Source organism: Streptomyces flavusporus, from assembly GCF_046267975.1.
Lineage (GTDB): Bacteria > Actinomycetota > Actinomycetes > Streptomycetales > Streptomycetaceae > Streptomyces > Streptomyces flavusporus.
This window is the reverse complement of sequence record NZ_CP176503.1, coordinates 2750287-2774342: the sequence shown is the minus strand read 5'-3', so window position 1 is coordinate 2774342 and position 24056 is coordinate 2750287. Positions and strand designations below refer to the sequence as shown.

Annotated in this window: 20 protein-coding genes and 1 pseudogene; 16 read left to right on the top strand and 5 right to left on the bottom strand. The window is 71.3% G+C overall.

Annotated features, from left to right (window positions below):
• Positions 1 to 87 precede the first annotated feature (87 nt).
• From ACKTSN_RS13205 to ACKTSN_RS13170, 8 genes are all read left to right on the top strand, one after another.
• Positions 88 to 2796: a DNA translocase FtsK gene (locus ACKTSN_RS13205; protein WP_409469306.1), complete on the top strand. Its 2709-nt coding sequence runs from the start codon at positions 88 to 90 to the stop codon at positions 2794 to 2796.
• Between the two features lie 272 nt (positions 2797 to 3068).
• Positions 3069 to 3911: a helix-turn-helix domain-containing protein gene (locus tag ACKTSN_RS13200; RefSeq protein ID WP_409469305.1), complete on the top strand. Its 843-nt coding sequence runs from the start codon at positions 3069 to 3071 to the stop codon at positions 3909 to 3911.
• Between the two features lie 107 nt (positions 3912 to 4018).
• Positions 4019 to 5515 carry a 30S ribosomal protein S12 methylthiotransferase RimO gene (gene rimO / locus ACKTSN_RS13195; RefSeq protein ID WP_409469304.1) on the top strand — a complete coding sequence of 499 codons (1497 nt, stop codon included), beginning with the start codon at positions 4019 to 4021 and terminating at the stop codon, positions 5513 to 5515.
• Entirely contained in the window at positions 5512 to 6297 is a 786-nt protein-coding gene (gene pgsA, locus ACKTSN_RS13190) for a CDP-diacylglycerol--glycerol-3-phosphate 3-phosphatidyltransferase (protein ID WP_409469303.1), read from the top strand. The genes rimO and pgsA overlap by 4 nt, the downstream gene beginning before the upstream one ends.
• Positions 6294 to 6839, top strand: a complete 546-nt coding sequence (locus ACKTSN_RS13185; RefSeq protein WP_409469302.1) for a CinA family protein — start codon at positions 6294 to 6296, stop codon at positions 6837 to 6839. The genes pgsA and ACKTSN_RS13185 overlap by 4 nt, the downstream gene beginning before the upstream one ends.
• A gap of 109 nt (positions 6840 to 6948) precedes the next feature.
• The gene (locus tag ACKTSN_RS13180; protein WP_129801119.1) at positions 6949 to 7329 is read left to right on the top strand and encodes a helix-turn-helix domain-containing protein; all 381 of its coding nucleotides are present in this window, start codon (positions 6949 to 6951) and stop codon (positions 7327 to 7329) included.
• Positions 7330 to 7552: 223 nt separating this feature from the next.
• Positions 7553 to 8023, top strand: a complete 471-nt coding sequence (locus ACKTSN_RS13175; protein ID WP_409469301.1) for a Dps family protein — start codon at positions 7553 to 7555, stop codon at positions 8021 to 8023.
• Positions 8024 to 8149: 126 nt separating this feature from the next.
• Positions 8150 to 8425 (top strand): hypothetical protein, encoded by a 276-nt coding sequence (locus ACKTSN_RS13170; RefSeq protein ID WP_409469300.1) that lies wholly within the window; start codon positions 8150 to 8152, stop codon positions 8423 to 8425.
• Here ACKTSN_RS13170 and ACKTSN_RS13165 read toward each other — a convergent pair.
• The 3 genes from ACKTSN_RS13165 to ACKTSN_RS13155 are packed head-to-tail and all read right to left on the bottom strand — an operon-like array spanning position 8373 to position 14979.
• Positions 8373 to 9137 (bottom strand): SDR family NAD(P)-dependent oxidoreductase, encoded by a 765-nt coding sequence (locus ACKTSN_RS13165; protein WP_409469299.1) that lies wholly within the window; start codon positions 9135 to 9137, stop codon positions 8373 to 8375. The genes ACKTSN_RS13170 and ACKTSN_RS13165 overlap by 53 nt on opposite strands.
• Before the next feature lie 36 nt (positions 9138 to 9173).
• On the bottom strand, positions 9174 to 10010 hold the full coding sequence (locus ACKTSN_RS13160) for an Fpg/Nei family DNA glycosylase (protein ID WP_409469298.1): 837 nt from the start codon (positions 10008 to 10010) through the stop codon (positions 9174 to 9176).
• 58 nt (positions 10011 to 10068) lie between these two features.
• On the bottom strand, positions 10069 to 14979 hold the full coding sequence (locus ACKTSN_RS13155; RefSeq protein ID WP_409469297.1) for an ATP-dependent helicase: 4911 nt from the start codon (positions 14977 to 14979) through the stop codon (positions 10069 to 10071).
• An 85-nt stretch (positions 14980 to 15064) separates the two neighbouring features.
• On the opposite strand from ACKTSN_RS13155, the gene ACKTSN_RS13150 reads away from it, so the two are divergent.
• Genes ACKTSN_RS13150 through ACKTSN_RS13140 form a run of 3 tightly spaced genes read left to right on the top strand, consistent with a single transcriptional unit; the run spans position 15065 to position 16973 of the window.
• On the top strand, positions 15065 to 16039 hold the full coding sequence (locus ACKTSN_RS13150; RefSeq protein ID WP_409469296.1) for an AraC family transcriptional regulator: 975 nt from the start codon (positions 15065 to 15067) through the stop codon (positions 16037 to 16039).
• Complete coding sequence (locus ACKTSN_RS13145) at positions 15928 to 16668, top strand: AzlC family ABC transporter permease (protein ID WP_409469295.1); 741 nt, start codon at positions 15928 to 15930, stop codon at positions 16666 to 16668. Before ACKTSN_RS13150 ends, ACKTSN_RS13145 begins: the two co-directional genes overlap by 112 nt.
• Positions 16665 to 16973: an AzlD domain-containing protein gene (locus tag ACKTSN_RS13140; protein WP_409469294.1), complete on the top strand. Its 309-nt coding sequence runs from the start codon at positions 16665 to 16667 to the stop codon at positions 16971 to 16973. Before ACKTSN_RS13145 ends, ACKTSN_RS13140 begins: the two co-directional genes overlap by 4 nt.
• Positions 16974 to 17005: 32 nt before the next feature.
• On the opposite strand, the gene ACKTSN_RS13135 is transcribed toward ACKTSN_RS13140, so the two are convergent.
• Positions 17006 to 17950, bottom strand: coding sequence for a hypothetical protein (locus ACKTSN_RS13135; RefSeq protein WP_409469293.1), 945 nt, complete (start codon positions 17948 to 17950; stop codon positions 17006 to 17008).
• Between the two features lie 80 nt (positions 17951 to 18030).
• Here ACKTSN_RS13135 and ACKTSN_RS13130 point away from each other — a divergent pair, with 80 nt between their 5' ends.
• The 4 genes from ACKTSN_RS13130 to recX all read left to right on the top strand — a co-directional run bounded on the left by ACKTSN_RS13130 (position 18031) and on the right by recX (position 21796).
• Positions 18031 to 18225, top strand: a complete 195-nt coding sequence (locus ACKTSN_RS13130) for a DUF3046 domain-containing protein (protein ID WP_409469292.1) — start codon at positions 18031 to 18033, stop codon at positions 18223 to 18225.
• A gap of 60 nt (positions 18226 to 18285) precedes the next feature.
• Positions 18286 to 19536 (top strand): AI-2E family transporter, encoded by a 1251-nt coding sequence (locus ACKTSN_RS13125; protein WP_409469291.1) that lies wholly within the window; start codon positions 18286 to 18288, stop codon positions 19534 to 19536.
• A gap of 339 nt (positions 19537 to 19875) precedes the next feature.
• Positions 19876 to 20997, top strand: coding sequence for a recombinase RecA (recA, locus tag ACKTSN_RS13120; protein WP_409469290.1), 1122 nt, complete (start codon positions 19876 to 19878; stop codon positions 20995 to 20997).
• Between the two features lie 4 nt (positions 20998 to 21001).
• The gene (gene recX / locus ACKTSN_RS13115) at positions 21002 to 21796 is read left to right on the top strand and encodes a recombination regulator RecX (RefSeq protein WP_409469289.1); all 795 of its coding nucleotides are present in this window, start codon (positions 21002 to 21004) and stop codon (positions 21794 to 21796) included.
• A 206-nt stretch (positions 21797 to 22002) separates the two neighbouring features.
• Here recX and ACKTSN_RS13110 read toward each other — a convergent pair.
• Positions 22003 to 22191 (bottom strand): annotated as a pseudogene (locus tag ACKTSN_RS13110) (rhodanese-like domain-containing protein); the annotation flags it as partial.
• Positions 22192 to 22369: 178 nt separating this feature from the next.
• On the opposite strand from ACKTSN_RS13110, the gene ACKTSN_RS13105 reads away from it, so the two are divergent.
• Positions 22370 to 23983: an IS200/IS605 family accessory protein TnpB-related protein gene (locus tag ACKTSN_RS13105; RefSeq protein WP_409469288.1), complete on the top strand. Its 1614-nt coding sequence runs from the start codon at positions 22370 to 22372 to the stop codon at positions 23981 to 23983.
• Positions 23984 to 24056: the final 73 nt, after the last annotated feature.

Genomic DNA, 24056 nt, shown 5'->3' with positions numbered 1-24056 from the left:
AGTTTCACGCCTCTGCAAGGGCGACACGAACGGGTGAAGCAGTGGGCACGCGTGTCCGCTGTCGTCTCCACCGGTAATCTCACACCTATGGCCTCACGTCCCTCCGCAGCCAAGAAGCAGCCCGCGAAGAAGGCTGCCGGTTCCGCGAAGGCTCCGGCGAAGAAGGCCGCTGCGAAGAAGGCCCCGGCGAAGAAGGCTCCCGCCAAGAAGGCCGCGGCGAAGAAGCCCGCGCCCAAGCCGGCACCCAGTCCGACCGGAGGCGTCTACCGGCTCGTCCGCGCGATCTGGCTCGGCGTCGCGCATGCCGTCGGCGCCGTCTTCCGCGGCATCGGACAGGGTGCCAAGAACCTCGACCCGGCCCACCGCAAGGACGGCATCGCCCTGCTGCTCCTCGGCCTGGCGCTGATCGTCGCTGCGGGCACCTGGTCCAACCTGCGTGGCCCGGTCGGCGACCTCGTCGAGATACTCGTCACCGGCGCCTTCGGCCGGCTGGACCTGCTCGTACCGATCCTCCTCGCGGTCATCGCGGTGCGTTTCATCCGGCACCCCGAGCAGCCCGAGGCCAACGGCCGCATCGTCATCGGCCTGTCCGCGCTCGTCATCGGCGTGCTCGGCCAGGTCCACATCGCCTGCGGCTCTCCCGCCCGCAGCGACGGCATGCAGGCCATACGGGACGCCGGCGGCCTCATCGGGTGGGGCGCGGCGACTCCGCTGACGTACACCATGAGCGAGATGCTCGCGGTACCGCTGCTCGTACTCCTGACGGTCTTCGGTCTGCTGGTCGTCACGGCCACCCCGGTCAACGCCGTCCCGCAGCGGCTGCGGCTGCTCGGCACGAAGCTCGGCCTCGTCCGCGACCCGGCGGACGAGGAGTTCACCGACGACGACGAGCGGTACGACGACCAGTGGCGCGAGGCGCTGCCCGCCCGCCCCCGCAGGCGCGGGCCGGCCCCGCAGTCGTACGACCCCGAAGGCGCGGAGCAGGAGGCGCTCTCCCGGCGTCGCGGCCGTCCGAGGCGCTCCGCTGTGCCGCAGCCCGAGACGGACCGGCAGATGGACGCCGTGGACGTCGCTGCGGCCGCCGCTGCCGCGCTCGACGGTGCCGTGCTGCACGGCATGCCGCCCTCGCCGGTCGTCGCCGACCTCACCCAGGGTGTGAGCGTCGGCGACCGCGCGGAGACCACACCGACTCCGACGCCGGTCCCGGCCGCGCGCCCCCAGCAGGAGAAGCTGAAGGGCGAGGTCCCCGACCTCACCAAGGCGCCGCCCCACGAGACCCGCGACCTCCCGCCGCGCGCCGAGCAGCTCCAGCTGTCCGGCGACATCACGTACTCCCTGCCGTCCCTCGACCTCCTCACGCGCGGGGGCCCCGGAAAGGCGCGCAGCGCCGCCAACGACGCCGTGGTGGCCTCGCTCACCAACGTCTTCTCCGAGTTCAAGGTCGACGCTGCCGTCACCGGCTTCACGCGCGGGCCGACGGTCACGCGCTACGAGGTCGAACTCGGCCCCGCCGTGAAGGTCGAGCGGATCACCGCGCTCACCAAGAACATCGCGTACGCCGTCGCCAGCCCCGACGTGCGGATCATCAGCCCGATCCCCGGCAAGTCCGCGGTCGGCATCGAGATCCCGAACACCGACCGCGAGATGGTCAACCTCGGCGACGTGCTGCGGCTGGCGGCGGCCGCCGAGGACGACCACCCGATGCTGGTCGCGCTCGGCAAGGACGTCGAGGGCGGCTACGTGATGGCGAACATCGCGAAGATGCCGCACGTCCTCGTCGCCGGAGCTACCGGTTCCGGTAAATCCTCGTGCATCAACTGCCTGATCACGTCGGTCATGATGCGCGCGACCCCCGAGGACGTCCGCATGGTCCTGGTCGACCCCAAGCGCGTCGAGCTCACCGCGTACGAGGGCATCCCGCACCTGATCACGCCGATCATCACCAACCCGAAGCGGGCCGCGGAGGCGCTCCAGTGGGTCGTACGGGAAATGGACCTGCGGTACGACGACCTGGCGGCGTACGGCTACCGGCACATCGACGACTTCAACGAGGCCGTACGGAACGGCAAGGCGACGGCGCCGGAGGGCAGTGAGCGGGAACTCCAGCCGTACCCGTACCTCCTGGTGATCGTCGACGAGCTCGCCGACCTGATGATGGTGGCGCCGCGCGACGTGGAGGACGCCATCGTGCGCATCACGCAGCTCGCGCGCGCGGCCGGCATCCACCTGGTGCTCGCCACGCAGCGGCCGTCGGTGGATGTGGTCACCGGTCTGATCAAGGCGAACGTGCCGTCGCGGCTGGCGTTCGCCACCTCCTCACTGGCGGACTCGCGGGTCATCCTCGACCAGCCGGGCGCCGAGAAGCTGATCGGCAAGGGCGACGGACTGTTCCTGCCGATGGGCGCGAACAAGCCGGTGCGTATGCAGGGCGCGTTCGTGACCGAGGAGGAGGTCGCGGCCGTCGTCCAGCACTGCAAGGACCAGATGACGCCGGTCTTCCGGGACGACGTCACCGTCGGCAGCAAGCAGAAGAAGGAGATCGACGAGGACATCGGCGACGACCTGGACCTGCTGTGCCAGGCGGCCGAGCTGGTGGTCTCCACGCAGTTCGGCTCGACCTCCATGCTCCAGCGCAAGCTGCGCGTGGGCTTCGCCAAGGCCGGGCGGCTGATGGACCTCATGGAATCGCGGAACATCGTCGGGCCGAGCGAGGGCTCCAAGGCGCGTGATGTTCTTGTGAAACCCGATGACCTGGATGGCGTGCTCGCATTGATCCGTGGGGAGTCTGAAGCGTAGGGAGACGGGTGTCCTACGGCCGTCGTGCGGTGTGTTGTTCGATCGTGACTCACCCGTAAGCGATCATTGAGCAACCGTTTCCCCCCGGCGTACGTCAAGTTGAGGGAACCGCAAAGCACCTGCCCCACCATCAGTCAACACTCGACCCGTCATCAGGATGTCCGGCCATTCGGATGGCGTACAAAGTCCCGTCGCCCGGTTGCCCCACCCTTTCGTACCCCCCCTAGACTGAACCTCCAGCACAGGTGGCTACACGCTCGAAAGGCGCCCCCGTGTCCATCGGCAACTCCCCTGAAGACGAGCGTCCGTTCGAAGACGTATCCGAGGAAGCCCGCCCCTCCATCGGCCGCGCCCTGCAGCAGGCGCGCATGGCCGCCGGGCTGACCGTCGACGACGTCAGTACCGCCACCCGAGTCCGCATCGCCGTCGTGCACGCCATCGAATCGGACGACTTCGCGCTCTGCGGTGGCGACGTCTACGCCCGCGGGCACATCAGGACCCTGGCCAGGTTCGTCCACCTGGACCCGGCCCCACTCCTCGCCCAGTACGACGCCCAGCACGGCGGGCGGCCGGCGCCGACACCGGCGGCACCCCTCTTCGAGGCCGAGCGCATCCGCCCGGAGCGGCGGGGGCCCAACTGGACCGCGGCCATGGTCGCCGCGATCGTGGTCGTGATCGGCTTCGTCGGGTTCACCGTGGTCAAGGGCGGCGACACTGGCACCGGCTCCGAGACGCCGGTCGCCGAGGGATCCAAGCCCTCGTCGACCAAGACGGCCTCGCCCTCCAACGGCAACAGCAAGCCGACCGAACCGAAGCCCGACCCGACGGAGAGCGCCATCGCGGCCGCGCCCCAGGACAAGGTCACCGTCCAGGTGAGCGCCGTCGGCGGCCGCAGCTGGATCTCCGCCAAGGACCACAACGGCCGGCTGCTCTTCGACGGACTCCTCAAGCAGGGCGAATCCAAGACCTTCCAGGACAGCTCCAAGATCAACCTCGTGCTCGGCGACGCCGGCGCGATCCAGCTTTATGTGAACGGCAAGAAGATCGAGAGCGACTTCCAGCCGGGCTCCGTGGAGCGGCTCACCTACACGAAGGGCGACCCGCAGGTCGGATAGGCATCTGAGAGGCGTGTCGTCGCTACGGGGTTGGCCATGATCGGCCAACCCCGTCGTCGTGGGGTGGTCGACATGGGGTGTCAGCGGGACGAAGTAGTCTTGAGCCCATGCCTGAACGCCGTACCGTCGCACTCGTCACCCTTGGCTGCGCCCGTAACGAGGTGGACTCGGAGGAGCTCGCAGGCCGTTTGGAGGCGGACGGCTGGGAGCTCGTCGAGGAAGCCGGGGACGCCGACGTCGCCGTCGTCAACACCTGCGGCTTCGTCGACGCCGCCAAGAAGGACTCCGTCGACGCCCTGCTGGAGGCCAACGACCTCAAGGGACACGGAAGAACCCAGGCCGTCGTGGCGGTGGGCTGCATGGCCGAGCGGTACGGCAAGGAGCTCGCCGAGGCGCTCCCCGAGGCCGACGGCGTGCTGGGCTTCGACGACTACGCGGACATCTCCGACCGGCTGCAGACGATCCTGAACGGCGGCATTCACGCCGCGCACACCCCGCGCGACCGGCGCAAGCTGCTGCCGATCAGCCCGGCGGAGCGGCAGGATTCGGCGGCATCCGTCGCACTGCCGGGGCACGCTCCGGTGGACCTTCCCGAGGGTGTCGCTCCGGCCTCCGGGCCACGGGCGCCCCTGCGGCGCCGGCTGGACGGCGCCCCCGTCGCCTCCGTGAAGCTGGCCTCGGGCTGCGACCGGCGCTGCTCCTTCTGCGCCATCCCCTCCTTCCGCGGCTCCTTCATCTCGCGCCGCCCGAGCGACGTGCTGAACGAGACGCGGTGGCTGGCCGAGCAGGGCGTCAAGGAGATCATGCTGGTCTCCGAGAACAACACCTCGTACGGCAAGGACCTGGGCGACATCCGGCTGCTGGAGTCGCTGCTGCCGGAGCTGGCGGAGGTCGACGGCATCGAGCGGGTGCGCGTGAGCTACCTCCAGCCGGCCGAGATGCGCCCCGGGCTGATCGACGTCCTGACTTCGACGCCGAAGGTCGCGCCGTACTTCGACCTGTCCTTCCAGCATTCCGCGCCCGACGTGCTGCGCGCGATGCGCCGCTTCGGTGACACCGACCGGTTCCTCGAGCTGCTCGACACCATCCGCAGCAAGGCGCCCGAGGCCGGTGTGCGCTCCAACTTCATCGTGGGCTTCCCCGGCGAGAGCGAGGCCGACCTGGCCGAGCTGGAGCGGTTCCTGAACGGCGCACGGCTGGACGCCATCGGCGTCTTCGGCTACTCCGACGAGGAGGGCACGGAGGCGGCCACGTACGACAACAAGCTCGACGAGGACGTCGTCGCCGAGCGCCTCGCCCGCATCTCGCGACTGGCCGAGGAACTCGTCTCGCAGCGGGCCGAGGAGCGCGTCGGTCAGACCGTGCGCGTGCTCGTGGAGTCGGTGGACACCGAGGACGGCACATACGGCCGTGCGGCGCACCAGGCGCCTGAGACGGACGGCCAGGTGCTGCTGACGAGCGGCGAGGGCCTGCGCATCGGTCGTATGGTCGAGGCGAAGGTGGTCGGTACGGAAGGTGTCGACCTGGTGGCCGAGCCGTTGCCGGGCGCGTTCGTCGGCGGTCGCGCCGGCGGTCTCCCGGGCAGTGAGGAGGCGGGCAGATGACCGGAGTACCAGCGTCCGCCGCAGGTGGCTCCGCCAAGGCGAACGGTGCCGCGGCCTCCTCGAGAGGGACCGCCGCGCGCGGGGCCTCGAAGGGGAAGGGGGCAGCCGCGGGTTCCACCGGATCGGGCGCTTCCGGCGCGCAGGACGGCGTGAAGTCGGCGCGTGGCGGGAAGATCGCCGCCGCGGCCGTCGACCAGGCCAGCGTCTGGAACATCGCCAACCTCCTGACCATGCTCCGGCTGCTCCTGGTGCCGGGTTTCGTCGCGCTGATGCTGGCCGACGGCGGCTACGACCCCGCGTGGCGTTCGCTCGCCTGGGCGGCCTTCGCCATCGCCATGATCACCGATCTGTTCGACGGCCATCTGGCGCGCACCTACAACCTCGTCACCGACTTCGGGAAGATCGCCGACCCCATCGCCGACAAGGCGATCATGGGCGCGGCGCTGATCTGTCTGTCGGCGCTGGGCGATCTGCCGTGGTGGGTGACGATCGTGATCCTCGGGCGGGAACTCGGGATCACACTGCTGCGTTTCTGGGTCATTCGGTACGGCGTCATCCCGGCCAGCCGCGGCGGCAAGCTGAAGACGCTCACGCAGGGCGTGGCCGTGGGGATGTACGTGCTGGCGCTGACGGGGTGGCTGGCCACCCTGAGGTTCTGGGTGATGGCGGCGGCGGTCGTCCTGACCGTGGTGACCGGGCTTGACTATGTGAGACAGGCCATTGTGCTGCGCAGGCAGGGAATGGCCGAGCGCAAGGCTGCGTTGGAGGAGACGGAAACGTGAGTTTCCCGGCCGCGGAAGTGGTGCGACTACTCACGGTGAGGGGCGAGACGGTCGCCGTCGCCGAGTCGCTGACGGGCGGCCTGGTGTCGGCGGAGCTGACGGCGGTTCCAGGGGCGTCCAAGGCGTTCCGGGGCTCGGTGACGGCGTACGCGACTGCGCTCAAGCACGAGCTGCTGGGCGTCGACGCCACTCTGCTGGCTCAGCGTGGAGCGGTGGATCCGCAGGTCGCGGTCCAGATGGCGATCGGCGTGCGGAAGGCGCTGGGTGCCGACTGGGGCATCGCGACCACCGGTGTCGCCGGTCCGGAACCACAGGACGGGCAGCCCGTCGGGACGGTTTTCCTGGCCCTGGACGGGCCCTTCGGACCGGGTTCCGGTTCCGCCGGTGGCGGAAAAGTGGAGCCCCTGAGGTTGAACGGCGACCGCACGGAAATTCGTATGGAGAGTGTACGGAGCGTACTCGCACTGCTTCTGAGGGAGCTTGCGGGCGAACAGACCGGGAATGAGCGGGCACAGGATACGGAACGGAACGGGGGGTTTTGATGTTTGCAGCCCTGAGTGAACACGACATCGCTCCCCGCACGGCCGCAGCGCAAGGCGGTACGGTGGGGCGTGAAGGATGCGGCTACGCGGTCCGAGGAGGGAGCCACCGATGATTCTGCTCCGTCGCCTGCTGGGTGACGTGCTGCGTCGGCAGCGCCAGCGCCAGGGCCGTACTCTGCGCGAAGTCTCCTCGTCCGCCCGAGTCTCACTCGGCTATCTCTCCGAGGTGGAGCGGGGGCAGAAGGAGGCTTCCTCCGAGCTGCTCTCCGCCATCTGCGACGCGCTGGACGTACGGATGTCCGAGCTCATGCGGGAAGTGAGCGACGAGCTCGCCCTCGCCGAGCTGGCCCAGTCTGCTGCGGCCACACCCAGCGAGCCCGTACCCACGGCGGTTCGTCCGATGCTGGGTTCCGTGTCGGTGACCGGTGTGCCGCCGGAACGGGTGACCATCAAGGCGCCCTCCGAGACGGTCGATGTGGTCGCGGCGTGACGTACGCGCGCGTTGGACGCGTGGGCTGACGCCCACGCCGTAGGAATCGTGTGATGCCCCGGCCGGGGCTTCCCGGGGAGATCCCCTGGGGAGTGCCGTCGGGGTTTTCGCATGTGCGGGGTCTTGCCTCGGGTTCGCTTTGGTTCCCGTTCGGGTGCGTTTGCCGGTCCCGGGTGCCGCGTTCATCGTGGAAGGACATGCCGGGCGAGCCAACGGAGGTGCGATGTACGTCGTCAAGAGCCCCCTGTCCGATGCACATCTGATGACCGTCTCCGAGGCGCTGCAGGGCGCACTCGTCGATCTGGTGGACCTCGCCCTGGTGGCCAAGCAGATCCACTGGAACGTCGTGGGGCCGCGCTTCCGGTCCGTGCACCTTCAGCTCGACGAAGTCGTCGACACCGCGCGAACCCACTCCGACACCGTTGCCGAACGGGCCTCGGCCCTGGGCGTCTCGCCCGACGGGCGCGCCTCGACGGTTGCCGTCGGCAGCGGCATCGGGGCGCTGAACGGCGGCTGGATCCAGGACGGGGACGCCGTGGGGATGCTCGTCGAGGCCCTCGGGGCGCTGATCGGACGGATGCGGGAGCGGGTGGCCGTGACCGCGGAGGCGGATCCGGTGTCGCAGGACATCTTCATCGGGATCACGGCGGATCTCGAGAAGCACTACTGGATGTTCCAGGCCGAGAACGGTTGACCGGGGATGCGCCTGCCCGGTGAACCGCCGGCTGCCCGCAGCTCAGCCCGTCCGGTGCGAGTGGCACGCGAGTCGTTCCGGACGTGAGGACGGGCTTGCCGGCGTCGAGCTGGAGGTGACGGGGCCATGGCGGCGCGGACAGTGCGCTGGGGGGCGGTTCTGGGGCTCGGGGCGGTGTGGTGGTGGGCCGTGCTGCGGCTTGCGGTGGCGCCGGACGCGGGGGCGCTGGAGGGGACGGTCGCGGCCGGGGGGTGGGGGTTGAGCCTGTTGCCGGTGCACTGTGCGCCCAGGGCGCGGGCGGCCGGGGCGCTCGGGGTGGCGCGGTGGCGGAACGCCTTGCGGACCAGCGCTACCAGGGCATCGCCACACCCCCGTTCGGACGCAGGATCTGGCCCGTGGTGAAGGCCGATGCGTCGGAGGCCAGGTGGAGGACCGCATGGGCGACGTCCTCCGGTTCGCCGACCCGGCCCAGCGGCGACATCCGCGCCATCACCGCCTCGGTGCGCGCCTGGGCCGCGTCGTCGTGGCGGTCGGTCATGGGAGTGCGGATCCAGCCCGGCGCGACCGCGTTCACACGGATGCCGGACCGGCCCAGCTCCGTCGCCAGCGTCTTCGTCAGCTGTACGACGGCCGCCTTGGCTGCGCCGTAGCACAGCAGGCCGGGGCCGCCGGTGTCGACGGCGCCGGACGCCATCGTGATGATGCTGCCCCTGATGTTCCGGTCGAGCATCAGGCGGGCCGACTCCTGGCAGGCGTACAGCACGCCCTTGAAGTTGACGTTCAGCACCCGGTCGAGGTCCTCGTCCCGGGTCTCCAGGACCGGGCTGCTGTGCATGATCCCGGCGATCGCGGCCAGCACGTCCAGCCGCTCACAGGACTCGACGGCCTGTCTCATCTGGGTGCGGTCGGTGACGTCGAGGTGGTGGGTGCGGGCGGTGCCGCCGTGGTCCTTGATCCGGGTCGCCGTCTCGTGCAGGCCCTGCGCGTCGCGGTCCGCGCAGTGCACGGTGGCGCCGGCCCGGGCGAGCAGGACCGCCGAGGCGCGGCCGATGCCGCCGGCGGCGCCGGTGACGAATGCGGTGCGTCCGGTGAGGTCGTACGCCTTCACGGCCATGCTGGGACGGTACGAGCATTTCTGACGGCCCGTCAATTAGTACGGTGCCGGGTTCCGTCTCGTACGCGGGGTGCCGGACGTCGGGGCCGGGCCTGTCTGGCAGGTCGGGCACCAGTAGGTGGGGCGCTCGCGGGAGCCGTCGCCCTGGTCGGCGACGCGGACGGGTGTGTGGCAGCGCAGGCAGGGGCGGGGTGCGCGGCCGTAGACGAACAGGTCCTGGCCGCGGCGGCCCGTCGTGGTGCGGACCGGGCGGTCGCGGTTGGCCTCCAGGAGTTTCCTGGCGAGGGCCGGGAGCTTGGCTGTGCGGTCGGCGGGGAGGTCGCCGACCGGGAGCCAGGGGGTGGCGCCGTGCAGGAAGCAGAGCTCGCTCTTGTACACGTTCCCGATGCCGGCGAGGTTGCGCTGGTCCAGGAGGGCTTCGCCCAGGGGGCGGGCGGGGTCTGCGAGGAGGTTGGCCAGCGCACGGTCCGGGTCCCAGTCCGGGCCCAGCAGGTCGGGGCCGAGATGGCCGACAGCGCGGTCCTCGTCGGCGGTACGGAGGAGTTCGAGGACGGGGAGGCGGTAGCCGACGGCCGTGCGGTCGGCAGTGCCCAGGATCGCGCGGATCTGGTGTGCCGGGCCGCCGGTCCAGCGCCGGCCGCTCGCGTACACCTTCCAGGAGCCGTTCATCCGCAGGTGCGAGTGCAGGGTCAGGCCGCCTTCGATACGGGCCAGGATGTGCTTGCCGCGCGGGGTGACGTCCAGCACGGTACGGCCGGTGAGGTCGGCCGTCGCATATTTCGGCACGCGCAGGTCGGAGCGGGTCAGCACCTTGCCCGCGAGGGCGCCGTGCAACCGCCTCGCGGCCTGCCAGACCGTGTCTCCTTCGGGCATGGATTCAGGGTGGCACGGGGGAGAGGGGCGTGTGCGGGGTCGCGTTGTGGGACGTGGTTCACGCCCGTAGGCGTAGGCCTCTCGGTGTTGCGACGAAGCCTGCTGTTTCCAGCAGGGTGCCTATCGGGGACGTCAGGGCAGGGGTGCCGTTGATGCGTTCCACCGTGACCGTGCCGAGGGAGCCGGCGCCGGCGGCTGCGGCGAGGGCCTCGGCGGCCGTGCCGAGGCGTGGGTCGTCGGCGGGTGTGAGGTCCGGGGCGGTGGGCCAGGCCAGCAGGGTCTTGCCGCCGCGTTCCATGTAGAGGGCCGGCTCGCCGTCGACGAGGACGACGAGGGAGCCCGCCTTGCGGCCCGGCTTGTGCCCGGCGCCTGTCGGGGGCTCCGGCCAGGGGAGAGCGGCGCCGTAGGCGTTCGCCGGGTCTGCGGCGGCGAGGACGACGGCACGGGAGGCGGCGGACGGGCGGTTGCGGCGGGCGGGGGAGCCGGGGGTTGTGCGGCCGCCGTTCTGCCAGGAGGGGGCGCCGGATGTGGGCAAATCCCGGGGTGAGACATAGTCGCCCGGTGAGGGATGGGGGAGCGGGGAGTCGGCGTCCAGGGGGTCGTACACCGGGTCGGCCTGGTAGGCATGGTCGTCGAACGGGCCGAGGGCGTCGGCGGCGGTGAAGTAGCCGTCGGTGACGCCCTCGGGGGCGCCGGTCCCGAACTGCGGGTCGGGCAGCCCGTCGCCCCGGTCGCGGGCATTGGCCACGGCCCGCAGGCGGTCCACGGCGCCGTCCATCGCGAACTGTGCGGCCCCGAGCCCCTCGACGACGTAGCCGCGCCGTGCCTGACCGCTCTCCTCGAAGACGGACAGAATGCGGTACGTCGCCGAGAACCCGCCCTCGACGCCCTCCGCGGCGACCGCTCCCCGGGTCACGACACCGTGCCGGTCGAGGAGTGTGCGGGCCAGGGCGTGGGCGCGCACGGTGAGGTCGGGTTCGTGGGCCGGGAGCAGGGACCAGCGGCCGGCGACGGTCGGCGGGCCGCTGCGGGAGGCGGGGCGGGCGGCCGCGGTCAGGGAGCCGTAGCGGCCCCGCGGCACCGTGCGTTTGGCGCGGTGTGCCGTGGAACCCGCGGTGCGGCCGGAGCCGAGCAGGGAGCGCAGGGGCGCGAGGGTGTCGTTGGTCAGCCGGCCGGACCAGGCCAGGTCCCAGACGGCGTCGGCCAGTTGGGGGTCCGTGGCCTCGGGGTGGGTGGTGGCACGGACCTGGTCGGCGATCTGGCGGAAGAACAGACCGTAGCCGCCGGAGAGGGAGTCCAGGACGGACTGGTGAAGGGCAGTCAGCTCCAGCGGGTGCGGGGGCGGCAGGAGGAGCGGGGCCGCGTCCGCCACGTACAGGGACACCCAGCCGTCCTTGCCGGGAAGCGCGCCGGCTCCGGCCCACACCACCTCGCCGGCGGCGGTGAGTTCGTCGAGCATCGCGGGGGTGTAGTTCGCGACGCGGGACGGCAGGACGAGCTTCTCCAGGGCGGAGGCGGGCACCGATGCGCCCTGCAACTGCTCGATGGCGCGCACCAGTCCGTCGACGCCGCGCAGCGCATGGCCCCTGCCGATGTGCTGCCACTGCGGCAGGAACTGCGCGAGCGCGGCCGGCGGGACCGGCTCCAGCTCGTGCCGCAGCGCGGCCAGGGAACGGCGACGCAGCCGGCGCAGTACGGCTGCGTCGCACCACTCCTGGCCGATGCCGGCGGGGTGGAACTCTCCCTGTACGACCCGCCCCGACGCCGCCAGCCGCTGCAGGGCGCCCTCGGTGACGGCCACGCCCAGGCCGAAGCGGGCCGCGGCCGTCGTGGACGTGAACGGGCCGTGGGTGCGGGCGTAGCGCGCGAGGAGATCGCCGAGGGGGTCCTTCACCGGTTCGGTGAAGGCTTCCGGGACCCCGACCGGCAGTGCCGTGCCCAGTGCGTCGCGCAGGCGGCCCGCGTCCTCGATCGCCGCCCAGTGGTCCGCCCCGGCGATACGGACCCGGATCGCCCGGCGGGCGCCCGCCAGCTCCTTCGCCCACTGCGGTTCGGCGCCTCGCTCGGCCAGCTCGGCGTCCGTGAGCGGGCCGAGCAGCCGCAGCACATCGGCGACGCCCTCGGCGTCCTTGACGCGCCTGTCCTCGGTGAGCCACTGCAGCTCCCGCTCCAGCTCGGTCAGCACCTCCGCGTCCAGCAGCTCGCGCAGCTCCGCCTGGCCGAGCAGCTCGGCGAGCAGACGCGAGTCGAGCGACAGGGCGGCGGCCCGGCGCTCGGCGAGCGGCGAGTCCCCCTCGTACAGGAACTGGGCGACGTACCCGAAGAGGAGGGAGCGCGCGAAGGGGGACGGCTCCGGAGTGGTGACCTCGACCAGGCGGACCTTGCGGGACTCGAGATCGCCCATCAGCTCGACGAGCCCGGGGACGTCGAAGACGTCCTGGAGGCATTCGCGCACCGCCTCCAGGATGATCGGGAACGAGCCGAACTCACCGGCCACCTGAAGCAGTTGGGAGGCGCGCTGGCGCTGCTGCCACAGGGGGGTGCGCTTGCCCGGGTTGCGGCGCGGCAGCAGCAGCGCGCGGGCGGCGCACTCGCGGAAACGCGACGCGAACAGGGCCGAGCCGCCCACCTGGTCGGTGACGATCTGGTCGACCTCGCCCTTGTCGAAGACCACGTCCGCCGCGCCGACCGGCGCCTGCTCGGCGTCGTATTCCGTGCCCACTTTCATCGGTTCCCGGTCGAGCAGGTCCAGGCCCATGAGGTCGGCGTCCGGCAGGCGCAGCACGATGCCGTCGTCGGCGTGCATGACCTGTGCGTCCATGCCGTACCGCTCGGAGAGCTTGGCGCCGAGGGCGAGCGCCCAGGGGGCGTGCACCTGGGCGCCGAAGGGGGAGTGCACGACGACCCGCCAGTCGCCGAGCTCGTCGCGGAAGCGTTCGACGACGATGGTGCGGTCATCGGGGACGTGGCCGCAGGCCTCGCGCTGTTCGTCCAGGTAGGACAGGACGTTGTCCGCCGCCCAGGCGTCCAGGCCGGCTGCGAGCAGGCGCAGCCGGGCGTCCTCCTTGGTGAGTGAGCCGACCTCGCGCAGGAACGCGCCCACCGCACGGCCCAGTTCCAGTGGGCGGCCCAACTGGTCGCCCTTCCAGAACGGGAGCCGCCCCGGGACGCCGGGAGCGGGGGAGACCAGGACCCGGTCGCGGGTGATGTCCTCGATGCGCCAGGAGCTGGTGCCGAGCGTGAAGACGTCCCCGACCCGGGACTCGTAGACCATCTCCTCGTCGAGCTCGCCGACCCGGCCGCCGCCCTTCTTGGGATCGGCACCGGCGAGGAAGACCCCGAACAGGCCACGGTCCGGAATCGTGCCCCCCGAGGTGACGGCGAGGCGCTGGGCTCCGGGGCGGCCGGTGATCGTGCCGGCGATGCGGTCCCACACCACGCGCGGGCGCAGTTCCGCGAACGCGTCCGACGGGTAGCGCCCGGCGAGCATGTCGAGGACCCCGGTGAACGCCGACTCCGGGAGCGACGCGAAGGGGGCGGCCCGGCGGACCACGGCGAGCAGGTCGTTGACCTGCCAGGTGTCCATCGCCGTCATGGCGACGAGCTGCTGGGCCAGGACGTCCAGGGGGTTGGCCGGGACCTTCAGGGACTCGATCGCGCCGGTGCGCATCCGCTCGGTGACCACGGCCGCCTGCACCAGGTCGCCGCGGTACTTGGGGAAGACCACGCCGGTGGAGACCGCACCGACCTGGTGGCCCGCGCGACCGACGCGCTGGAGGCCGGAGGCCACGGACGGCGGAGACTCGACCTGGACCACGAGGTCCACCGCGCCCATGTCGATGCCGAGTTCGAGGCTGGAGGTGGCGACCACGGCGGGGAGACGGCCCGCCTTGAGGTCCTCCTCGACAAGGGCCCGCTGCTCCTTCGACACCGAGCCGTGGTGTGCGCGGGCGATGACGGGCGGGGCGCCCTGGGCGGCACCCGAGCCGCCCATGAGTGCGGCGGGGGCGTGGTGCTCGTCCAGGGGCTCGCCGGTGGCCCGCTCGTACGCGATCTCGTTGAGCCGGTTGCACAGGCGCTCCGCGAGGCGGCGGGAGTTGGCGAAGACGATGGTGGAGCGGTGGGCCTGGACGAGGTCGGTGATGCGCTCCTCGACATGCGGCCAGATGGACGGGCGCTCGGCGCCCTCGGAGCCGTCGGCCACCGGGGAGCCGCCCAGTTCGCCCAGGTCCTCGACGGGGACCACGACCGAGAGGTCGAACTCCTTGCCGGACTCCGGCTGAACGATCTCCACCTTGCGGCGGGGGGAGAGGAAGCGGGCGACCTCGTCGACCGGGCGGACCGTCGCGGAGAGGCCGATACGGCGGGCCGGCTTCGGCAGGAGTTCGTCCAGGCGCTCCAGGGAGAGAGCGAGGTGCGCGCCGCGCTTGGTGCCGGCGACCGCGTGTACCTCGTCGAGGATCACCGTTTCGACGCCGGACAGCGCGTCGCGCGTGGCCGACGTCAACATCAGGAACAGGGACTCGGGGGTGGTGATCAGGATGTCCGGTGGTCGGGTGGACAGGGCGCGGCGCTCGGCGGCCGAGGTGTCGCCGGAGCGGATGCCGACCTTCACGTCCGGCTCCGGCAGGCCGAGGCGCACGGACTCCTGGCGGATGCCGGTCAGAGGGCTGCGCAGGTTGCGCTGCACGTCCACGGCGAGGGCCTTGAGCGGGGAGACGTACAGGACGCGGCAGCGCTTTCTGGGGTCGGCCGGGTGGGGGGTCGAGGTGAGCTGGTCCAGGGCCGCGAGGAAGGCGGCCAGAGTCTTGCCGGAACCCGTGGGGGCGACCACCAGTACGTCCGATCCCTCACGGATGGCCTGCCACGCGCCCGCCTGGGCCGCGGTGGGCGCGGAAAAGGCCCCCGTGAACCAACCGCGGGTCGCGGGGGAGAAGCCGTCGAGGGCTCGGTGCCCGGAGCTCGCCATGGGTCCATCCTGCACCCGGCCACTGACAATGCGGCTGACCTGCGCGTTTGCTGCGTCGGGCCGGGCGGTGCCGGAGAATGGAGTCATGACGGGTACCGGCGAGCGGGCGCGGCACTGGCAGTACGCGGAGCTGCCCGGTGTTGATCTGCTGCGGGCCCGGTACATCCGGAAGACGTTCGTGCGGCACACGCACGAAAACTTCGTGATCGCCGCCATCGCCGACGGGGTGGAGGTCTTTCACCACGGCGGGGGCGATCAGTACGCGGGTGCCGGGGCGCTGGCCCTGGTCAATCCGGACACCCCGCACACGGGGCGGGCCGGGGTACCGGAGGGATGGCGGTACGGGGCCGTGTATCCGTCGCCTGAGGTGGTGTCGGACATCGCCGCGGAGACGACCGCGATACGCGGTACGCCGGGGTTCGTCCGGCCCGTGCTCGACGATCCGTACGCCGTGAGCCTCGTGCATCAGGTACTGCGCGCCGCCGACGAGGGCAACGCGCTGGCGGCCGACACGCTGCTGCGGGTCGCGGTGACGCGGCTGCTGCGGTTGAACGGCGGAGCACTGCCGCAACGCCGGGTGCGGACGGCGGGAGCGCGGATCGCGGCACTCGCGCGTGAGGTGCTGGAGGAGCGGATGGCCGAGCCGCCGACCCTGGAGACGCTCGCCGGGAACCTCGGCACCAGCCCGTTCGCGTTGCTGCGGGCGTTCCGGGAGGTGTACGGCATGCCGCCGCACGCCTGGCTGACCGATGCCCGGGTGCGGCGGGCGCGCCGGTTGCTGGACGCGGGGACGGCGCCCGCCGAAGCCGCCGTCGCGGTCGGGTTCACCGACCAGCCGCACCTGAACCGGCACTTCAGCAGGATCGTGGGCGTGCCTCCAGGGGCGTACCAGCGGGAGCGCAAGAACGTACAAGACGCTCCGCGACAGCTGCACCTACCGTCCGACGTGTGGCAGAACGGACAGCTCACGCAGACACGCACGCAGACATACCGGCCGACCGCGGAGGAAGGCCGGACACCGCCGTCGTACGGGACGCCCTCGGGGTCGGAGTCGCCGTAGGACTGTCGGGGTTCGCCTTCGGGGTGACCTCGGCGGGCAGCGGGCTCAGCTTGGTGCAGACGTGTGTGCTCAGCCTGCTGGTGTTCACCGGCGCCTCCCAGTTCGCGCTGGTGGGGGCGCTCGCCGCGGGCGGGAACCCGCTCACGGCGGCTGCGGGCGCCTTCTTCCTGGGCGTGCGCAACGCCTTCTACGGGCTGCGGCTGTCGCAGTTGCTGGCCCTCCCGCGCGCGGTGCGCCCGTTCGCCGCTCAGTGGGTGATCGACGAGACGACGGCGGTCGCCCTGGCGCAGCCCACGCGGCGCAGCATCCGGATCGGGTTCGTCGTGACCGGGCTCAGCCTGTACGTGCTGTGGAACCTGACCACGCTGCTGGGTGCGCTGGGGGCCGAGGCCCTCGGCGACACGGCCACCTGGGGGCTGGACGCGGCCGGGCCCGCGGTCTTTCTGGCGTTGCTGGCGCCGATGTTGAGGACCGGGACCGAGCGAGCCGTCGCCGGACTCGCCGTGGTCCTGGGGCTGGGGCTGCTGCCGGTGCTGCCCGCGGGCGTGCCGGTGCTGGCGGCCGCCCTCGCGGCGCCGGCCGTGCTGTTCGTGGAAGGACGCCGAGAGTCACGAAAGGGATTGCGTTGAACACCTGGATCGCGATCGGTGTCACCGTCGTCGGCTGCTACGCCGTCAAGCTCGCCGGACTCCTCGTCCCGGCCGGTGTGCTCGAGCGGCCCCTCGTCAAACGGCTCGCAGCACTCCTCCCCGTCGCCCTCCTCGCCGCCCTCACGGCCCAGCAGACCTTCGCCGACGGGCGGGCGCTCGTGCTGGACGCGCGCGTGGCGGGGCTTGCCGCGGCGGCGCTGGCGCTGTTCCTGCGCGCCCCGTTCCTGCTCGTCGTCGCGGCGGCGGTCGTGGTGACGGCGGGGGTACGGGCGATGGGTGGGTGAGGCGAGCCGATGGGGCGGCGGGACATCCGCGGTCAGCCAATGGGCCGGCCGTAGGCCCTGAGGGTGCGCAGTGCCTCGATCGTCACCATGGGGCGCGCCTCCAGCGCCGGGGCGGGTGCCCACTGACGCCATCGGATCGGCCAGCCGCCGTCCTCCTGCTGTTCGCTCGCGAGGAAGTCCAGGGAGCGGTTCATCTCGTCGTCGGTGAACCACGCGCGCGCGAGGGACTGCGGAGTCTGCGCGTAGTCGTGCGGGAAGTGGTGCTCCCCGGGGGCGTAGCCGGGGGCCACGGGGTAGGCGTCGGGCTTCTCCGGGTCCAGGACCGCGAGGCTGTGCTCGCGCACCAGGCGGCCCAGGCGGTCGGCGGCCGCCTCTGCGCGCGGGCGGTCGGGTGCCGAGTCCAGGAAGGCCACGGCGGCCTCGATCTCGTAGGGGTGGGACTGCTCCAGGGACTCGACCGTCTGCCAGCAGAAGTCCGTGGCCCGGAACAACCAGGCGTGCCAGACCTCGTTACGGTGCAGCAGGCCCACCACCGGCCCGGTGGCGAGCAGTTCGCTCGGAGGGTCGTCGACGACCGGCACGAAGGGGGCGGTCGGATAGCCCCGCTGGCTGGGATGAATCGCCGGCAGTGCGCCGTCCGCCGTGGACACGGAGGTCAGGTACCGGCACACACGCTCCACCCGCTGTCCGCCGCAGCGCCCGAGGGAGTCCAGGACGCGCAGGGCGTGGGAGGTGTGCAGCGGCTGGCTGACCGGGCCGCGCAGATCGGGTTCCAGGGCGTGACCGTATCCGCCGTCCTGGTTGCGGTAGGCGTCCAGCGCGGTCTCCACCGGGTCGGCGCCGCCGTGCAGGAAGTGGTAGGCGAACAGGCGCTGTTCCAGCACGCGCGCGGTGAGCCGGACGAAGTGCTCGGCGCGGAAGAGCGGGGAGTGCGCCGGGGGCGTAGGGGGGAGTGGGGAAGCTCCAGTTTCGGCCATGGGTCAGACCGTAGGGCGGAAAGCGTTCTCGGCAAGCGGTCCCGGCTCGGGCCCACCCTCAGGGGCGGGATACTGGTGTCATGAGGTTGACGGTCTTCTGGGAGCGGATGGCGGAGCACTTCGGTACGGGCTACGCCGAGACCTTCGCGCGCGATCACGTGATGTCGGAGCTCGGCGGGCGTACCGTGCACCAGGCGCTCGACACCGGCTGGGAGGCCAAGGACGTGTGGCGAGTGGTCTGCTCGGTCATGAACGTGCCACAGGAAAAGCGCTGACCGGTCACGAAGATCGCAGGACCGCACCCGATTGTCACCGGTGTGGGCGAGACTTGCACCGTGGCACCCATAGATGAGACCGGGCAGGCAGCCCAGCAAGCATCCCCCTCCGGTACCGCGCCGCCCGCCCGGCCCCGCGGCCGCGCGTCGGGCGCACGCATGCCGCGTTGGCTGCCGCGCGCCATGGTGCTGGCGCTCGCGCTCATCGCCGTGTTCCAGCTGGGCAGCTGGGCCTTTCACCAGCTCACCGGCCTGCTGATCAACATCCTGATCGCGTTCTTCATGGCCCTCGCGATAGAACCCGCGGTGAGCTGGATGGCCTCGCGCGGTATGCGCCGAGGGGCCGCCACCGGCATCGTCTTCCTCGCCGTGATCATCGCGTCCGCGGGCTTCGTCACGCTGCTCGGCTCCATGCTCGCCGGCCAGATCATCACGATGGTCGAGGGATTCCCGGGCTACCTCGACTCCGTCATCAACTGGATCAACGCGCACTTCAACACCGACCTGAAGCGGGTGGACGTCCAGGAGGGCCTGCTCCGCTCCGACTGGCTGCGCAACTACGTGCAGAACAGCGCCACCGGCGTCCTGGACGTGTCCACGCAGGTCCTCGGGGGGCTCTTCCAGCTGCTGACGATCACCCTGTTCGCGTTCTACTTCGCCGCCGACGGACCGAGACTGCGCCGTGCGATCTGCTCAGTGCTGCCGCCCGCGCGGCAGGCCGAGGTCCTGCGGGCCTGGGAGATCGCCGTCAACAAGACCGGCGGCTATATCTACTCGCGCGGCCTGATGGCACTCATCTCGGGGCTCGCGCACTACATCCTGCTGGAGAGCCTGGGCGTGCCCTACGCGCCCGTGCTGGCTGTCTGGGTGGGGCTCGTCTCGCAGTTCATCCCCACCATCGGCACGTATCTCGCAGGTGCCCTGCCCATGCTGATCGCCTTCACGGTCGACCCCTGGTACGCGCTGTGGGTGCTGGTCTTCGTCTTGATCTACCAGCAGTTCGAGAACTACATGCTGCAGCCCAAGCTGACCGCCAAGACCGTCGACATCCACCCCGCGGTCGCCTTCGGCTCGGTCATCGCGGGCACCGCTCTCCTCGGCGCGGTCGGCGCGCTGATCGCCATCCCGGCGATCGCCACGCTCCAGGCGTTCCTCGGGGCGTATGTGAGGCGGTACGACGTCACGGACGACCCGCGCGTGGACGGGAACCACAGACGGGAGCCGGGGCGGCCCGGGGCGCTCACGCGCACGCGACGCCTGTGGGAGCGGCTGCGGGAGACGGAGCGGAGCTCGACGGCGGAGCGTCAGTAGGTGAGGACGGCCCGCACCGCGGCCCCGATGACGGCGGCCACGTAGCAGCTGACCGCCCGGGGAAGCAGGGCGGGAGCGGGCTGTCGGCACCGGAGCCAGGGGCCGTTGTCGGTGCGCCGACGTAGTCTCGGAAGTGCCGCGTGGTGCGCTTGACACGAAAATCGAACATCCATTCTTATGGAGGCTCCGGCGAGGCTCTGGACGGGGATTTCCGCAGGGGTTTGAGGGGGAAGTGCCCGAGTTATCCACAGGCCGGACCCGCGTCGGGGCGCATTGTCAGTGGCAGGCGTTAGCGTCTTTGACGTGAAGCGATCGACTCAAGCAAACCGGGTGGAACCCATGGCAGGCACCGACCGCGAGAAGGCCCTCGACGCCGCGCTCGCACAGATTGAACGACAATTCGGCAAGGGCGCGGTCATGCGCATGGGCGAGCGGTCGAAGGAACCCATCGAGGTCATCCCGACCGGGTCGACCGCCCTCGACGTGGCCCTCGGCGTGGGCGGCCTGCCCCGTGGCCGTGTCGTGGAGATCTACGGACCGGAGTCCTCCGGTAAGACGACCCTGACCCTGCACGCGGTGGCGAACGCCCAGAAGGCCGGCGGCCAGGTCGCCTTCGTGGACGCGGAGCACGCCCTCGACCCCGAGTACGCGAAGAAGCTCGGCGTCGACATCGACAACCTGATCCTGTCCCAGCCGGACAACGGCGAGCAGGCGCTGGAGATCGTGGACATGCTGGTCCGCTCCGGTGCGCTCGACCTCATCGTCATCGACTCCGTCGCCGCGCTCGTCCCGCGCGCCGAGATCGAGGGCGAGATGGGCGACAGCCACGTGGGTCTGCAGGCCCGTCTGATGAGCCAGGCCCTGCGGAAGATCACCAGCGCGCTCAACCAGTCCAAGACCACCGCGATCTTCATCAACCAGCTCCGCGAGAAGATCGGTGTGATGTTCGGCTCCCCGGAGACCACGACCGGTGGCCGGGCACTGAAGTTCTACGCCTCGGTGCGCATCGACATCCGTCGCATCGAGACCCTGAAGGACGGCACGGAGGCGGTCGGCAACCGCACCCGCTGCAAGGTCGTCAAGAACAAGGTCGCGCCCCCCTTCAAGCAGGCCGAGTTCGACATCCTCTACGGCCAGGGCATCAGCCGCGAGGGTGGCCTGATCGACATGGGCGTGGAGCACGGCTTCGTCCGCAAGGCCGGAGCCTGGTACACGTACGAGGGCGACCAGCTCGGCCAGGGCAAGGAGAACGCCCGCAACTTCCTGAAGGACAACCCCGACCTCGCCAACGAGATCGAGAAGAAGATCAAGGAGAAGCTGGGAGTCGGCGTACGGCCTGAGGAGCCCGCCGCCGAACCGGGCGCGGACGCCGCGGTTGCCACCCCCGCGGACGACGCGGCCAAGGCGGCACCGGCGGTGGCGAAGACGGCCAAGACCAAGGCCGCGGCCGCCAAGAGCTGACCCCGTGACACGGCGAACCGACTGGCCGGAGCACGCCTACTCCGGCCCCCCACACAGACCGGAGCCGGCGAGCGCGGGCGACGGAGGCTTTGCCGGGCACGGTGACGATGAGTCGGAGGGAGGCTCGCACCCCGCTGAGGGCGTGAGCGGCAGCGGTCGGCTTCGCGGCGACCGCACAGGGCACGGCGAGGGCGGTTCACGACGTGGGCGTGGACGCCGTCGGCGCGGCTTCGGAGAGCCGTCCGCCGAGGACGGGGACGCCTTCTCCTCGTCGAGGGCCGAGAAGGGGGAGTCCTCAGGGGACCCGGCTGAGCGGGCGCGGGCGATCTGTCTGCGCCTGCTCACCGGGACCCCGCGGACACGGAAGCAACTTGCGGACGCTCTGCGCAAGCGGGAGATCCCGGACGAGGTTGCCGAGGAGGTGCTGTCACGGTTCGAGGAGGTCGGGCTGATCAACGACAGCGCGTTCGCGGACGCCTGGGTGGAATCCCGGCATCACGGCCGGGGGCTGGCCCGCCGGGCGCTCGCCCAGGAGCTGCGGACCAAGGGGGTCGACTCCACGCTGATCGACGAGGCCGTCGCCCAACTCGACTCCGAGCAGGAAGAGTCGACCGCGCGTGAGCTGGTTGCCCGCAAACTGCGCTCCACCCGCGGCCTCGACCGCGACAAACGACTCCGCCGCCTTGCGAGCATGCTCGCCCGCAAGGGCTACCCCGAGGGCATGGCCCTGCGAGTGGTCCGGCAGGCGCTGGAGGAGGAGGGCGAGGACACGGAGTTCCTCGGCGACGAGGGGGGCTGACGCATGTGCCGCGCGCCGGTGACATCCAGAATCCCCGGAACTGCGAACCACGGTTGCACAGCCCACAGCCTCGGTGCGGGAGCAGCTGTGCAAGGGGGCGGGGCGGGGCCCTGTGGCACGGTAGACGCGCGGGGGCGCCGATCGCGTCCAGGGCCGCCCTGCCCCACCCACTCTCGCCGAGCCGTGGTGCCCACGCCACGCTCTGTCTACGACGTCACCGGAAGCCCCGCCGCCCGCCAAGCCTGGAACCCGCCCACCAGGTCGGTCGCCCGGTGCAGCCCCAGCCGGTGCAGGGAATCGGCCGCCAGGCTCGAGGCGTAGCCCTCGTTGCAGATCACGACGACGCGCAGGTCGTGGCTCGTGGCCTCGGGGAGGCGGTGGCTGCCATGGGGGTTGTGCACTGCTGTCGTATGACGGTGTACGGGTGTGTTCTGGCGTGCATGAGTGAGTGCCGGGCAGCGGAAGATTCCCTTCAGGGAACGCTGGTTCGCCTGTCGAATGCGTGACCTTTTCGGACGTTGGTCGTTGGGCGGGGCGGCGGACTGGGTTGTTCCTGGCAGGAGGGTGATCGGGGTGGGGGTGCTGCGGGAGGTGGCGGCGCCGTTCGTGGTGCCCGGCCCGTCCGGGGTGGCGGTCCGTGACCGGCTTAAGCACCTGACCGCCGACGATGTGCGGGTGCTCCGCTTGGTCGGCGACCACCTCGGCTCGCTGGCCTCCCGTGATCTGAAGGCACGCTGCGCGGCCGGGCTGGATCACGACGGCGATGCGTGGGCGGAGCGGAAGAGGGTGTTGACCGGGCAGTCCTCCTCGCGGTGGGCGGGGTCGATCACGAAGGCCACGCACGACCAGTGGGGTCTGGCCCGGCGGGCCCAGCTCGCACATGTGCAGAGTCTGGAGGCAGGGGTGCGCACGGTCGCCCACCGGCTCTCCCTGCCGGTGGGGGAGAAGGGCGACAGGCACACGCCGGGCAGCTACCGCTCGCGGCGGGAGTGGCATGCCAAGTTACGCCGCCTGCGCGTCCTTCAGGACCGGCTCGAAGCGGCACGGGCCGACTGGCAGGCCGGCATCGTGCACGTGGTGCGCGGCGGGAAACAGCTGCTGAACACCCGCCACCACCTGGAGGCCGCCCGGCTCACCGAAGCCGAGTGGCGCCGGCGGTGGCAGGCCGGGCGCCGGTTCCTCGCCGCGGACGGCGAGTCCGGCAAGCGGTACGGCAACGAGACCATCCGTGTGACCCCCGACGGTGAGGTGAGCATCAAGCTCCCCGCTCCGCTGGCGTATCTGGCGAACGCCCCGCACGGCCGGTACGTCCTCGCCGCGCGGGTGGCGTTCGCGCACCGGGGCGAGCAATGGGCCGACCGCGTCGCCACCAACCGGGCCGTGGCCTACCGCATCCACGAAGACCCGGTGCGCGGGCGCTGGTACCTCACCGCCTCCTGGACCATTCCGCCGGCCATGGCCGTGCCGCTCTCGGCGGCCCGCGCGCACGGAATGATCGGGGTCGACACCAACGCCGACCACCTCGCCGCCTGGCGCCTCGACCAGCACGGCAACCCCATCGGCGCACCGCTGCGGTTCGGCTACGACCTGTCCGGCACCGCCCCCCACCGCGACGCCCAGGTCCGCCACGCCCTGATCCGCCTGCTGCACTTCGCCAGGCGCCACCACCTCGCCATCGCTATCGAGGACCTGGACTTCGGCGCGGAGAAGACCCGCGAGAAGCACGGACGGCGCAAGCGCTTCCGCAACCTGATCTCCGGCATGCCCGTGGCGAAGCTGCGCTCCCGGCTGGTGGCGATGGCCGCCGAACTCGGCATCCCCCTCATCGCCGTCGACCCGGCCTACACCAGCAGGTGGGGCGCCCAGCACTGGCAGAAGCCCCTCACCAGCAAGAACAGGAAGACCACACGTCACGAGGCGGCCAGCATCGCCATCGGACGACGCGCCCTCGGACACCCGATCCGGCGACGGACGGCACCGCCCCACGACGACCAGAGCGATCGTCGCGGGCATCGGACCGCCCAGGCTGGACCGGGTGCCCCGGGGCGTGAGGGAACCCGCCCCCGCATCCCCGGACCACGCACACGATGCGTGCCGCCCGGATGCGGAGCGAAAGCGGGGGACCAGTGTGCCCAACACCGTTCGGGGCACGCGGCTGAGCCTGTGCAACTCATGCTCAGTCTTTAGGAACGGTCGAGTCGCCACTCCAGTTCGTTGCGCTCCACGACGAAGGCGCAAGGCGCCCACCGAGTCGGCGTGG

Coding starts and splice junctions, on each gene's coding strand:
- ACKTSN_RS13205 (WP_409469306.1), top strand. CDS start 88: ATGGCCTCACGTCCCTCCGCAGCCAAGAAGCAGCCCGCGAAGAAGGCT.
- ACKTSN_RS13175 (WP_409469301.1), top strand. CDS start 7,553: ATGTACGTCGTCAAGAGCCCCCTGTCCGATGCACATCTGATGACCGTC.
- ACKTSN_RS13150 (WP_409469296.1), top strand. CDS start 15,065: ATGACGGGTACCGGCGAGCGGGCGCGGCACTGGCAGTACGCGGAGCTG.
- pgsA (WP_409469303.1), top strand. CDS start 5,512: ATGACCGGAGTACCAGCGTCCGCCGCAGGTGGCTCCGCCAAGGCGAAC.
- ACKTSN_RS13155 (WP_409469297.1), bottom strand. CDS start 14,979: ATGGCGAGCTCCGGGCACCGAGCCCTCGACGGCTTCTCCCCCGCGACC.
- ACKTSN_RS13180 (WP_129801119.1), top strand. CDS start 6,949: ATGATTCTGCTCCGTCGCCTGCTGGGTGACGTGCTGCGTCGGCAGCGC.
- recA (WP_409469290.1), top strand. CDS start 19,876: ATGGCAGGCACCGACCGCGAGAAGGCCCTCGACGCCGCGCTCGCACAG.
- ACKTSN_RS13165 (WP_409469299.1), bottom strand. CDS start 9,137: ATGGCCGTGAAGGCGTACGACCTCACCGGACGCACCGCATTCGTCACC.
- ACKTSN_RS13130 (WP_409469292.1), top strand. CDS start 18,031: ATGAGGTTGACGGTCTTCTGGGAGCGGATGGCGGAGCACTTCGGTACG.
- rimO (WP_409469304.1), top strand. CDS start 4,019: ATGCCTGAACGCCGTACCGTCGCACTCGTCACCCTTGGCTGCGCCCGT.
- ACKTSN_RS13160 (WP_409469298.1), bottom strand. CDS start 10,010: ATGCCCGAAGGAGACACGGTCTGGCAGGCCGCGAGGCGGTTGCACGGC.
- ACKTSN_RS13170 (WP_409469300.1), top strand. CDS start 8,150: ATGGCGGCGCGGACAGTGCGCTGGGGGGCGGTTCTGGGGCTCGGGGCG.
- ACKTSN_RS13135 (WP_409469293.1), bottom strand. CDS start 17,950: ATGGCCGAAACTGGAGCTTCCCCACTCCCCCCTACGCCCCCGGCGCAC.